Raw genomic sequence first — 12,291 nt, 5'->3', positions numbered from 1 at the left:
GCCGCGAGGACCGGCGGGCGCGCGACGAGCAGCGGCTCGCGCAGGCGGCGGAGCGCCGCGCCGCGGTGCAGCTGCCCGCGATCGTCTACCCGGAGCAGCTGCCGGTCTCGGCCCGGCGCGCGGAGATCGCCGCGGCGGTCCGCGACCACCAGGTCGTGGTCGTCGCGGGCGAGACGGGGTCCGGCAAGACGACGCAGCTGCCCAAGATCGCGCTCGAGCTGGGCCGCGGGCGCGCGGGCCAGATCGGCCACACGCAGCCGCGGCGCATCGCGGCGCGGTCGGTCGCGGACCGCATCGCCGACGAGCTCGGCACCACCCTCGGCGGCGTCGTCGGGTACCAGGTGCGGTTCACCGACGAGTCGTCCGACGAGACGCTCGTCAAGGTGATGACCGACGGCATCCTGCTCGCGCAGATCCAGCGCGACCCGATGCTGCGCCGCTACGACACGCTCATCATCGACGAGGCGCACGAGCGCAGCCTCAACATCGACTTCATCCTCGGGTACCTCACGCGCCTCCTGCCGCAGCGGCCCGACCTCAAGCTGATCATCACGTCGGCGACGATCGACAGCGACCGGTTCGCGCGGCACTTCGCGGGCCCGCCCACCGCCGAGCACCCCGACGGCGTGCCCGCCCCGGTCGTGGAGGTCAGCGGGCGCACGTACCCGGTCGACATCCGGTACCGGCCCCTCACGGGCGACGGCGGCGAGGACCGCGACGTCGTCACGGGCATCACCGACGCCGTCGACGAGCTCATGGCGGAGGGGCCGGGCGACGTGCTCGTGTTCCTGTCCGGCGAGCGCGAGATCCGTGACGCCGAGGACGCGCTGCGCGGGTCGCTCGGCACGCGCGTCACCGACCCGCGGCACCCGCAGGCCGTCGAGCTGCTGCCCCTGTACGCGCGCCTGTCCGCGGCCGAGCAGCGCCGCGTCTTCGAGCGGCACGACACGCGCCGCGTCGTGCTGGCGACCAACGTCGCGGAGACGTCGCTGACCGTCCCGGGCATCACGTACGTCGTCGACCCCGGGACCGCGCGCATCTCGCGGTACTCGAAGGCGACGAAGGTGCAGCGGCTGCCGATCGAGCCGATCTCGCAGGCGTCGGCCAACCAGCGCTCCGGCCGGTCGGGGCGCCTGTCGCCCGGCATCGCGATCCGGCTGTACTCGCAAGGTGACTTCGCGTCCCGGCCGGAGTACACCGAGCCGGAGATCCTGCGCACGTCGCTGGCGTCCGTGATCCTGCAGATGATCTCGGTGGGCGTCGTCGGCAGCCCGGACGAGGTCGTGGAGTTCCCGTTCGTCGACCCGCCGGACGTGCGCGCGGTCCGCGACGGCGTCGCCCTGCTCACCGAGCTCGGCGCGCTCGAGGTCCGGGACGGGCGCACGCGCCTGACGGAGACGGGCCGCGCGCTCGCGCAGATCCCCGTCGACCCGCGCATCGCCCGCATGGTCGTCGAGGCCGGGCGTCGCGGCGTCGCGCGCGAGGTCGTCGTCATCGCCGCGGCGCTGTCGATCCAGGACCCGCGCGAGCGTCCGGCCGAGCAGCGCGACACCGCCGACCAGCTGCACCGCCGCTTCGCGGACCCGACCTCGGACCTGCTCAGCTACCTCAACCTGTGGTCGTACCTGCGCGAGCAGCAGCACGCGCTGTCGGGGTCCGCGTTCCGCCGCATGTGCAAGGCCGAGCACCTGCACTACCTGCGCGTGCGCGAGTGGCAGGACGTCGTCACGCAGCTGCGCGACCTGACGAAGCCGCTGGGCATCGCGGCGAAGGGCGCGCCGACGCCCGTGTCCGACGAGCTCGTCGCGGCGCGCGCGGCGGCGCAGGCGGCCGGGCGGGACGGCGGCCGAGGGCGGCGCGGCCCGGCGGGCGCACCGGTGCAGGAGGTCGTGGAGCCGACGACGACCCCCGGCGGCACCGCCGAGGACGCGCGGACGCGCTGGTCGTGGGACGGCGACGCCATCCACCAGGCGATCCTGTCGGGGCTGCTCTCGCAGGTCGGCATGCAGCTCGCGACCGAGGTGCAGGCGACCGGCAAGGACGCCAAGGGCCGCGGGCGCGCGACGCCCGACCGGCGGGCGCGCAACGAGTACCTCGGTGCGCGCGGCGCCCGGTTCGCGCTCTTCCCCGGGTCCGGCCTGTCGAAGCGGCCGCCTGCGTGGGTCATGGCGGCGGAGCTCGTCGAGACGTCGCGGCTGTGGGCGCGCGACGCCGCGCGCATCCGCCCGGAGTGGGCGGAGGAGCTCGGCGCGCACCTCGTGAAGCGCACGTACTCCGACCCCGCCTGGTCGACGCGGCAGGGCGCCGCGATGGTCGTCGAGAAGGTGCTGCTCTACGGCGTGCCGATCGTCGCCGACCGCCGCGTGCTGCTCGGCACGGTCGACCGCGCGGGAGCGCGCGAGCTGTTCCTGCGGCACGCGCTCGTGCAGGGCGAGTGGACGACCCACCACGCGTTCTTCCACGAGAACCGGCGCCTGCTCGCCGAGGTCGGCGACCTCGAGGCCCGCACCCGCAGCCGGCTCGTCGTCGACGACGACGTGCTGTTCGACTTCTACGACGAGCGCGTCCCCGACGACGTCGTCTCCGCCCGGCACTTCGACCGGTGGTGGAAGGACGCACGCCGCCGCGACCCCGATCTCCTGACGTTCACGCGCGAGCTGCTCGTCGGGTCGGACACGGCCGTCGACGAGCACCAGTTCCCGTCGCGCTGGCCGCAGGGCGAGCTGTCGTTCCCGCTGACGTACCAGTTCCAGCCCGGCACCGAGGCCGACGGCGTGACGGTGCACGTGCCGCTGCCGCAGCTGCCGCGCGTGCGGCCCGAGGGCTTCGACTGGATGGTGCCCGGCGTGCGCGCGGAGCTGCTGACGGCCACGATCCGCGCGCTGCCCAAGGCCGTGCGCGTACAGCTGGTCCCCGCGCCGGACGTCGCCCGCGCCGTCGACGCGTGGATGACCGAGCACGTCGCCTCGTGGGAGGACACCGTGCGGGCCGCCGACGCGGCCCCGTCGTTCCGGGAGATGTTCGCCCGGGCGGTGCGCGCGCTGCGCGACGTCGAGGTGCCGCCCGACGCCGTCGAGGAGGACAGGCTGCCGCCGCACCTGCGCATGACGTTCCGCGTCGTGGGCGAGCGCGGGGGCGTGGTGGACGAGGGCAAGGACCTGCTCGTGCTGCAGCGGCGCAACGCCGACCGCGCGCAGGACGCCGTGTCGTCGGCGGTGCGCAGCGCCGTGCGGGCGGCGATGGAGGAGGCGATGGCGGCGGCCGGCGGGGCGGCGACGCCCGCGGCCGGCACCGGGGCGGAGACGGCCGGCGGGGGTGCGCGGCGCGGTCCCGGCCCGCGTCCCGGTGCGCCGGCGACGGCCCCCGGTGTCGACCTCGAGCGCACGAACCTGACCCGGTGGCCCGACCTGCCCGGCGCGCTGCCGGACGTCGTCGAGGCGCCGTCGGCCGCGGGCGGCGTCGTCCGCGCCTACCCGACGCTCGTCGAGGAGACGACCGGCGGTGCGCCGTCCGTCGCGCTGCGCGTGCTCGCCGACGCCGCGGCCGCCGAGGTCGCCGCCCGCCGCGGGCTGCGCCGGCTGCTCGTCCTCGACGCGGGCTTGCCCGTCGGGCGCGTCACCAGCCGGTGGACCGGCCCGCAGGCGCTCGCGCTCGCGGCGTCCCCGTACCCGTCGACGGACGCGCTCGTCACCGACGTGCAGCTCGCGTCGGTCGACCGGCTCGTGGCCCGGCACCTGGCGGGCCGCACGCCGCGGGACGTCCGGGACGCCGACGCGTACGCGGCCCTGCGCGCCGCCGTCCGGGCAGGCCTCGAGGACGACGTGCACCGCGTCGTCGGCGACCTCGTCGGTGTGCTCGGCGCGTGGCGCGAGCTCGACGCGCAGGTGCGGGCGTCGAACAGCCTCGCGCTGCTGTCGACCGCGCAGGACGTGCGCGAGCAGGCCGCGACGCTCGTGCACGACGGGTTCGTCTCCGAGGTCGGCGCGGACCGGCTGCCGCAGCTCGTCCGGTACCTGCGGGCCGCCGGCCACCGGCTGGCGAAGGCCGCGGAGAACCCCAACCGGGACGCCGACCTCGCGTGGCAGGTGCACGACGTCGTCGAGCAGTACGAGGCGGCCCGCGCGCGCGTCGCGGCCGGCTCGCCGGACCCGGCGAAGGCGCGCGCGCTCGACGACGTGCGGTGGCTCGTGGAGGAGCTGCGGGTCAGCCTGTTCGCGCAGCAGCTCGGCACACCGGTGCCGGTGTCCCCGACCCGCATCCGCAAGGCCCTCGCCGCGATCACCTGACGCACCGCCGCGCGGTGCGTCCACCGTCCGGCCGCCGTCGGTGGCCGGGGGCAGGATGGCCGCATGACCCGCTACGCGATCGACCACCTCGTCGCCGTCGAGCTCGCCCGCGACGGCGTCGTCGTCCCCGAGGAGCACCAGCTGGTCGGACCGACGCTGCTGCGCTCGCACGTGCTCGGGTACCTGTACCGGGCGGTGCGCTCGGGCGTGCTGCCCGAGGCGGAGGGCCGGCGCCTGCTCGACGGCGTGACGACGACGAAGATGCGGCTGCTCGGCGACCGGGTGTCGCGCGCGACGGCCTGGCGCATCGCGCACGAGCTCGGCTGGTCCGACACGGGCGACGCCGAGTACCTCGCCGTCGCGCAGCTCCAGGCGGACGCGTTCGTGACGCTCGACCCGGTGCTCCGCGCCGCCGCCGAGGGCCGCGTGCCGCTCGCCGACGTCGAGGACCTGTACTCCCCGTCCTGAGGCGCGCCGCGACCCGCCCGGCCGGTTGCGGGCGCCCGGCACGCGGGTGAGCATCGCCGGATGAGCGACGCCCGTGCGCACGACCTCGTCCTGTTCGGCGTCACCGGGTTCGTCGGGCGGCTGACCGCCGCGTACGTCGCCGAGCACGCCCCGCCGGGCCTGCGCGTGGCGCTCGCGGGCCGCACGCGCGGCAAGGTCGAGGACGTCCGCGCCGGGCTCCCGTCGGCCGCCCGTGACTGGCCGGTCCTGGTCGCGGACACGTCCGACCCGGCGTCGCTCGCCGCGATGGCGGGCGCCACCCGGGTCGTCGTCAGCACCGTCGGCCCGTACCTGCGGCACGGGCTGCCGGTGGTCGGCGCGTGCGCCCGCAACGGCACGCACTACGCCGACCTGACGGGCGAGGTGCCGTTCGTGCGGCGCGCCATCGACCGGTACGACCACGTCGCGCGCGACTCGGGCGCGCGGATCGTGCACGCGTGCGGGTACGACGCGGTGCCGTCGGACCTGGCGGTGCACGTGCTGCACCGGCGTGTCGAGGCGGACGGCGCCGGTGCGCTGCGCGACGTCCGGACGGTCGCGACCGCGCGCGGGGGCGTCAGCGGCGGCACGGTCGCGTCGATGCGCGGCATCGTCGAGCAGGCGGCGAAGGACGCGCGCGTGCGCCGGCTGCTGGCCGACCCCTACGCGCTGAGCCCCGACCGCGGCGCCGAGCCGGCGCTGCCGCAGCCGCCCGACTCCCCGCTGCCCGGCCGCACGCACGACGGCGCGTGGGTGGCCGCGTCGCCGATGGCGTCGTTCAACACGCGCGTCGTGCGGCGCAGCAACGCGCTCACCGGCTGGTCGTACGGGCGCTCGATGCGGTACGGCGAGGTCGCCGGCACCGGCCGGGGCGCGCGGGGCGCCGCCGCGGCGCTCGCGCTCACCGCCGCCCTGCCGGCGCTCGTCGGCGTCGTGGCGCTCCCGCCGACGCGCGCCCTGCTCGACCGTGTCCTGCCCGCGTCCGGGGAGGGTCCCGACGAGGAGACGCGCCGCACCGGCCGGTTCCGCATGGAGGTCCACGCGGTCACGACGACGGGCCGGCAGTACCGCGCGCTCGCGCAGGGCGACGGCGACCCCGGCTACGCGGCGACGTCGGTCATGCTCGGGGAGTCGGCGCTCGCGCTCGCCCTCGACGGCGACCGCCTGCCCGACCGCGCCGGCTCCCTCACGCCCGCGACGGGCATCGGCGACGTCCTCGTCGGGCGCCTGCGCGCGGCGGGGCACACCTACGAGGCGTCGCCCCGCTGACCGTCGTCGTCACCCGTCCTCCGCCGCGCGCATCTGCACGCCGATCTGCGCGGCGTCGACCCGGACGAGCGCCTCGTCGAGCGCCTTCGACGAGTACGTGCCGAGGTCGCGCAGCCGCAGCAGCTCGTCGCGCTGGGCGTCGAGCAGCACGAGCAGGAGGCGCTGGAGGTCGGCGCGGGTGGGGACGTCCTCGTCGTCGGTCTCGCTCGCGTCGATCGCCGCGAGCTCGGTCCGCGCCCGCTCGACCACGTCGGCGGGGAACGGGGTGCCGTCCCGGCGGTGCAGCGCGTCGTCCTCCAGCCGGCGCACCGCGGCACGTCGCAGCTCCCCGGCCAGTGCCGCCCGTTCGGCGCCGTCGTCCCCGGGCCGGTCCGTCAGCCCCAGCCGGCGGACCACCCACGGGAGGGTCGCACCCTGGACGAGCAGCGTGCCCGCGGCGACGACGAAGGCCACGAGGACGAGCAGCGAGCGCTGCGGCGTGTCCGACGGCAGCGACTGCGCAGCCGCGAGGGTCACCGCGCCCCGCATGCCCGCCCACACGAGCACCACGCCCTCACGCGGTCCGAACGCCTCGGCGGCGAAGAAGTCGATGTCCGCGCGCTTGCGCCGCACGCGCCGCCGCAGCAGGACGCGGCGCCGCTCGGCCTCGGGCGCGGGGACGCCGGGGCGGTCCGGGCCGTGCGCGAGCCGGCGCTCCGCGCGCGCGAGCACGTCGCGCAGCTCGGGGATCCGCCGGGACCGTCGCGCGAGGCCCCACACCGACGCGGTGACGAACACCGTGCGCACCGCGACGACGACGGCCGCCGTGAGGGCGCCGAGCCCGAGGGCGAGCAGCTCGCTGCCGTGCGCCTCGCGCACGTCGAGCACCAGCCCGGACACCTCGAGCCCCATGAGCAGGAAGACCGCGCTCTCGAGCAGCAGCTCGAGCGTCCGCCACACGGCGCGCTGGGCGGCGCGGTCCTCGGCGCGCAGGTACCGCGCGCCCCCGTTTCCGGTGACGAGCCCCGCGGTGACGGCGGCGACCAGCCCGGACGCCTCCAGGTGCTCGGCGGGCAGGTAGGCGACGAACGGCGCCACGAGGGAGATCGCCACGTTCGCCTGCGGGAGCGCGAGCCGCGCCCGCACCACGAGCTGGAGGCGGCCGACGGCCCAGCCGACGGCGACGGCGATGACGACCGCGAGGACGAAGTCGCCGGCGACCTCGACGACCGACACGGTCGCCGCGGTCGCGACGATCGCCGAGCGCAGCAGCACGAGCGCCGACGCGTCGTTCAGCAGCGACTCGCCCTCGAGCACCGTGACGATGCGCGGGGACACCCCGGCCTTGCGCACGATCGAGGTCGCGACGGCGTCGGTCGGGCTGACGACCGCGCCGACGGCGACGGCGGTCGCGAGCCCGATGTCGGGCAGCAGCGCGTGCAGGACGACGCCGACGAGCAGCGCGGACGCCGCGACGAGGAGGACCGAGAAGACGGAGATGGTCCGCAGGTCGCGGCGGAAGTCCATCGCGGGCATGTTCGCCGCCGACGAGTACAGCAGGGGCGGGAGGATCACGCCGAGGACCAGCTCGGGCTCCACCTCGATGGGCGGCACGAACGGCAGGAAGCTGACGCCGATGCCGACGAGCACGAGCAGCAGCGGCGCCGCGACGCCGACGCGCGGCGCGAACGACGTGACCGCGACGACGACCAGCACCGCCACGACGAGCACCACGAGCAGGTCCATGCGTCCTCCGGGTCCGGGCGTGCGAGCACGAACCTACGACGCGGGTGCCGGACCGCGCCGCGCGGGCGGGCCGGTCAGGACTCGTGCGTGCCGGCCGGCTCGCCCTGGTCCACGCCGAGCGCCGCGCCCTCGGCGGGCGCCCGCGGCACGAAGAGCCGGTTGACGACGTAGAGGACGACGCCGATGCCGAGCAGGACGCCGGCGCGGGCGTAGACGTCGACGTCGCGGCCGGTCAGCGGCGAGGCGAGCACGAGCGACGCGACCGTGCCGAGCACGGGCGCCCACGTCGGGGCCCGGAACGTGCGCTCGGCGTCGCCGTGCGGCGTCGCGTCGTCGTCGTCGCGCGTGCGACGCCGCAGGACGAGCACGGAGACGTTGACGGTCGCGAACACGAGCAGCAGCAGGAGCACGGTGGTGTCGGCGAGGCCGGACAGGTCGCCGGTGCTGACCAGCGTGAGGGCGATGACGGTGGTGAAGAGGATCGCCGTCCACGGGGTCTGCCGGCGGCGGCCGACCTTGCCGAGCCACCCGGGGACGATGCCCTCGCGCGACATCCCGTAGACGACGCGCGACGCCATGATCATGTTGATCAGCGCCGTGTTCGACACCGCGACGAGCGCGATGAGCGCGAACAGCCACGGCGGGAACACGAGACCGGCGACGCGCACCACCTCGAGCAGCGGCCCGGTCGAGTTCGCCAGCGTCTCGGTCTCCACGAGCATCGACGTCGTGAACGCGACGGCGAGGTAGATGACGCCGGTGATGAGGATGCCGCCGAACAGGGCACGGGGGAAGTCGCGGCGCGGGTGCCGGCACTCCTCGGCGAGGTTCACCGAGTCCTCGAAGCCGAGCAGCGCGTAGAAGGCGAGCGCGGTGCCGCCGAGCACCGCCATCCACGCGGGGCCGTCGGACGTCAGGGTCATGGCGCGCGACGGGTCGCCCTCGCCGGCGAGGAACGCGCGCGCCCCGATGACGAGGATCACGACGAGCCCGGTGACCTCGACGGCCGTGAGCACGAGGTTGACCCGCACGGACTCGGACACCCCGACGGCGTTCACCCCGGCGACGAGCAGCACGAACACCCACGCCGCGACCAGCGTGGGCACGGTGACGAGCTCGGCGAGGTAGTCGCCGCCGAACGCGCGCGCGGCGGCGCTCGCGCTCGTGATGCCCGACATGAGCACGGCGAACGCGACGAGGAAGGTGACGAACGGCCGCCCGAACGCCTGCTGCGCGTAGACGGCGGCGCCGGCAGCGCGGGGGAAGCGCCCGACGAGCTCCGCGTACGCGGTGGCGGTGAGCGCGGCGAGCGCGAACGCGACGACGAAGGGGAGCCAGATCGCCCCGCCGACCTCGCCCGCGACGCGCCCGGTGAGCGCGTAGATGCCGGCGCCGAGGATGTCCCCGACGATGAACACGAGCAGCATGCGGCGGCCCACGGTGCGCTTGAGCGCGCTGGGCGGCGGTGCGGTGGCGACCATGGCGACCCCTCCTGACCTGCGGCTGCGCGGACCGCGGCGCCGCGGACCCCCGGTGAGGGGGAGTCTGCTCCTGGCGGCGGCGCGGCGCCTGCCGAGCGTGCGCGCCTCGTGGGCCTCCCGCGCACGTCCCCGTCGGTCCGAGCTCCGGCCCCCCAGCCGGCCCGGGCGGCACCCGGCGTGGCGCACGCGCGTGTCGGCGGGGAGACGGATGTCTTCCCACGGGCGTACGCACACGGTGCGCACACGGTGCGTACGCCCGGGGGAAGGGCCGCCTCCACCCGCCGACACGCCGATCGCACGACCGCCCGCCGCGCGGCCGTGCGCGAGACGCGCGGTGAGCGGACCCGGCGTGCGGGCGCGGCACGCAGGAGGTGCTCGCAGGCGATGGCGTCGCGGGGCACACGCTCGGCAGGCGGACCGGGCCGTCCGCACCTACGCTCGGTGACCTCCGGGTGGGGCGTGCGGGCAGGCCGCCGCCACCCGACGGCACGCACGTCACCACGACATCGACCGGCCGTCGCGGCCGGTCCGAGGAGGCCGCATGAAGGGCAAGCTCACGTTCCTCGTCGGCGCCGGGGTCGGGTACCTGCTGGGCACCCGGGCCGGTCGGCAGCAGTTCGAGAAGATCAAGGGCTGGGCCACGGAGACGTGGCAGGACCCGCGCGTCCAGGGCTACGTCAAGGACGCGGAGTCGGCCGCGACCGACTTCGCCAAGACCCAGGGCGGTGCGCTCAAGGACAAGGCCGTCAGCACGGCGAAGTCGGCGTTCTCCAAGGACGACGGCGACGACACCGGGACGAGCGAGACGTCGCGCCCCCAGACGGCGGCCGACGGCCCGCTCGTCGACGCGGACGACGCCAACCCGAACGCGCCGCGCATCTGACCCGGCGCGCACCGCACGGACGACGGCGGGCGGTGGGGATCTCCCCACCGCCCGCCGTCGTGCCCGCCACGCCCCCGCCGGTCAGCCGGCGGCCGTCCGCCGCCGGGCCCGCGCGGACAGCAGCGCGTCCACCGCGAGGAACACCAGCAGCGGCACGCCGAACAGCGGGACCACCCAGCCGACGGCCGCCGCGGCGACGAGCAGCAGCGCGGCGAGCCACCGCGGCGCCGCCCGCAGCGCGCCCGGCCGCAGCCACGGGCCCGGTCCGGACGCCCGGCGCGTCGGGCGGCGCTGCCACCACATGCGGTAGCCGAGCACGACGAGGGTGATCAGCGCGAGGGCGAGGCCCGCGAGCAGCAGCTGGTTCGCGAGCCCGAACAGGCTGCCCATGTGCGCCTGGATGCCCCAGTGCGCGAGCTTGGCGGGCACGCTCTGGTCGGCGAAGTCGACGCGGTCGACGACGCTGCCGTCCGCGCCGTCGACGGCGACGGAGTCGGCGCGGCTCGGCCAGCCCTCGCCGGACTCGGCCGCGGCCCACGCCTGACCCGCCTCCGCCGGGGGCGTGAGGCGCACCGGCTCGCGCAGCCCCTCTGCGCGGGCCGTCGCGAGCACGCCGTCCACGCCGACGCCCGCCGTGAGCACCGCGTCCACGTCGTCGGCTGCGCCGTCGTCCGTGCCGTCCGTCCCCCCGCCGTGCGCCGCGTGCGCGTCGTGCTCGCCGGACGCCGCGCCGGGCAGGGTCGTGTCGACGTACGCGGTGCTCCACCCCCACGCGGCGCGCAGCTCGCCGACGTTCGCACCGGCGCGCGCCGACCACGTCAGGCCCGTCACGGAGAGGGCCAGCAGGCCGAGCGCGGCCACGATCCCGACGACGCCGTGCCACGACAGCGTGCGGCGCCGGCCGGCGCGTCCGCGCTCGGGCACGACGAGGCGGCGCCACCGTCCGCGGCGCGCGGACCGCGCCACCCACATCGCGACCCCGCCCAGCACGACCACCCACAGCCACGACGCCGCGAGCTCGGAGTACACGCGGCCCGGCTCGCCGAGCAGCAGGTTGCGGTGCAGGTCGTCGAGCGTGGCGCGCACAGGCAGGAAGCCCGCGAACGTGCTCAGCGCGCCGCGCACCTCGGCGGTGTACGGGTCCACGAACACGGTGAGGTCGCGGCCGGCCGGCACGTCCTCCGACGCCAGGACGACGCGCGTCGTGCCGTCGGGCGACGCGGCGGGCTGCACCTGCGTGACCGTGCCCTCGGGGTGCTCGGCACGCGCGGCGGCCACCTGGTCGGCGAGCGGCAACGGCGTGGTGCCGACCGCGTCGACGGTGAGCTCGTGCCGGTGCACGACCGCCTCGAGCTGGGGCGTGAACGCGTACAGCAGTCCCGTCGTGGCGGCGACGAGCAGGAACGGGCCGACGAGCACGCCGGCGTAGAAGTGCAGCCGCAGCAGCACCGGCTGCAGGGCGGCCCAGCCGGACGGCCGGTCGGGCGCCGCGGGCGGCGGCGCGGGCGGGTGCTCGTCGGGCAGCTCCTGCAGGACGGGTGGGGTCGACGTCATGGCGGGTCCTCGGGGTCGGCGGGGACGTGCGCACGCGAGGCGGCACGGCGGGCGGGCGCGCGCCGGCCCGCCGCCACCCACCGGGGCGGTCACCCCGGGAGTGCGGTCAGCGGACGGCGCGGACGCCCGCGGGCGGGCCGCGACGGGGCGCGACGCCGCCGAGGACGCTCGAGACCGGCAGGGGGAGCGGCGGCGGCACGGGCCGTGCGGGACGCGCCGGGACGGGTGCGGCGGGCGTGCCCGCCAGCAGGGGGAGCGCCCACGACAGCCACGTCCGCGCGGCGGCACCGGCGCGGTCGGTGGCGACGAGCGCCACCGCGGTCGCCAGCGCGGCGGCCGCGTGCGCGAGCAGCATGCGGGGGTCGTGGTGCAGGGCCGACGCGACCGCGCCGGGCGGGAGAGCCGTCGACGCCGGGTGGTGCACCGGTGCGCCGGCGACGGGCGGTGCGGACGTCAGCACCGTGAGCGCCTGGTGCAGCAGCACCTGGGCGACGGCACCGGCGGGCACCAGCACGGCGAGGCGGGACGTCCGGCGCCCCGACACCGGCAGCGCCACGACGGCGGCGAGCGCGCCCAGCGCGACCAGCACGCCCGGCCGGGGCACGGC

Annotated in this window: 8 protein-coding genes; 4 read left to right on the top strand and 4 right to left on the bottom strand. The window is 76.9% G+C overall.

Annotation, left to right across the window (positions count from 1 at the left end; genetic code table 11):
- The 3 genes from hrpA to AB6N23_RS14205 all read left to right on the top strand — a co-directional run.
- On the top strand, positions 1-4,286 hold a 4,286-nt coding region (hrpA, locus tag AB6N23_RS14215; RefSeq protein WP_412866668.1), incomplete at its 5' end, for an ATP-dependent RNA helicase HrpA.
- Positions 4,287-4,349: 63 nt separating this feature from the next.
- Positions 4,350-4,754, top strand: a complete 405-nt coding sequence (locus AB6N23_RS14210; RefSeq protein ID WP_412866667.1) for a type II toxin-antitoxin system VapC family toxin — start codon at positions 4,350-4,352, stop codon at positions 4,752-4,754.
- A gap of 60 nt (positions 4,755-4,814) precedes the next feature.
- Positions 4,815-6,041: a saccharopine dehydrogenase family protein gene (locus tag AB6N23_RS14205; RefSeq protein ID WP_412866666.1), complete on the top strand. Its 1,227-nt coding sequence runs from the start codon at positions 4,815-4,817 to the stop codon at positions 6,039-6,041.
- A 9-nt stretch (positions 6,042-6,050) separates the two neighbouring features.
- Here AB6N23_RS14205 and AB6N23_RS14200 read toward each other — a convergent pair whose 3' ends face one another.
- Positions 6,051-7,766: a cation:proton antiporter gene (locus AB6N23_RS14200; protein ID WP_412866665.1), complete on the bottom strand. Its 1,716-nt coding sequence runs from the start codon at positions 7,764-7,766 to the stop codon at positions 6,051-6,053.
- Between the two features lie 74 nt (positions 7,767-7,840).
- Entirely contained in the window at positions 7,841-9,247 is a 1,407-nt protein-coding gene (locus AB6N23_RS14195) for an APC family permease (protein ID WP_412866664.1), read from the bottom strand.
- A 541-nt stretch (positions 9,248-9,788) separates the two neighbouring features.
- On the opposite strand from AB6N23_RS14195, the gene AB6N23_RS14190 reads away from it, so the two are divergent.
- On the top strand, positions 9,789-10,130 hold the full coding sequence (locus tag AB6N23_RS14190) for a YtxH domain-containing protein (RefSeq protein ID WP_412866663.1): 342 nt from the start codon (positions 9,789-9,791) through the stop codon (positions 10,128-10,130).
- Positions 10,131-10,211: 81 nt separating this feature from the next.
- Here the strand turns inward: AB6N23_RS14190 and AB6N23_RS14185 are convergent, their stop codons facing one another.
- Together AB6N23_RS14185 and AB6N23_RS14180 are read right to left on the bottom strand one after the other, a co-directional pair.
- A complete protein-coding gene (locus AB6N23_RS14185) occupies positions 10,212-11,684 on the bottom strand; it encodes a PepSY-associated TM helix domain-containing protein (RefSeq protein WP_412866662.1) in 1,473 nt (490 codons plus the stop codon).
- Positions 11,685-11,790: 106 nt separating this feature from the next.
- Positions 11,791-12,291: hypothetical protein (locus AB6N23_RS14180; protein WP_412866661.1), on the bottom strand; the 501-nt coding region annotated here is incomplete at its 5' end.

Source organism: Cellulomonas pasadenensis (assembly GCF_047229365.1).
In the GTDB taxonomy this organism is placed as follows: Bacteria; Actinomycetota; Actinomycetes; order Actinomycetales; family Cellulomonadaceae; genus Cellulomonas.
The sequence above is the reverse complement of the archived record's forward strand: the minus strand, read 5'-3'. Positions and strand labels throughout refer to the sequence as shown.

What these genes read in the sequence shown, in the direction of transcription:
- AB6N23_RS14210 (WP_412866667.1), top strand. Translation starts at nt 4,350, where the DNA reads ATGACCCGCTACGCGATCGACCACCTCGTCGCCGTCGAGCTCGCCCGC.
- AB6N23_RS14205 (WP_412866666.1), top strand. Translation starts at nt 4,815, where the DNA reads ATGAGCGACGCCCGTGCGCACGACCTCGTCCTGTTCGGCGTCACCGGG.
- AB6N23_RS14200 (WP_412866665.1), bottom strand. Translation starts at nt 7,766, where the DNA reads ATGGACCTGCTCGTGGTGCTCGTCGTGGCGGTGCTGGTCGTCGTCGCG.
- AB6N23_RS14195 (WP_412866664.1), bottom strand. Translation starts at nt 9,247, where the DNA reads ATGGTCGCCACCGCACCGCCGCCCAGCGCGCTCAAGCGCACCGTGGGC.
- AB6N23_RS14190 (WP_412866663.1), top strand. Translation starts at nt 9,789, where the DNA reads ATGAAGGGCAAGCTCACGTTCCTCGTCGGCGCCGGGGTCGGGTACCTG.
- AB6N23_RS14185 (WP_412866662.1), bottom strand. Translation starts at nt 11,684, where the DNA reads ATGACGTCGACCCCACCCGTCCTGCAGGAGCTGCCCGACGAGCACCCG.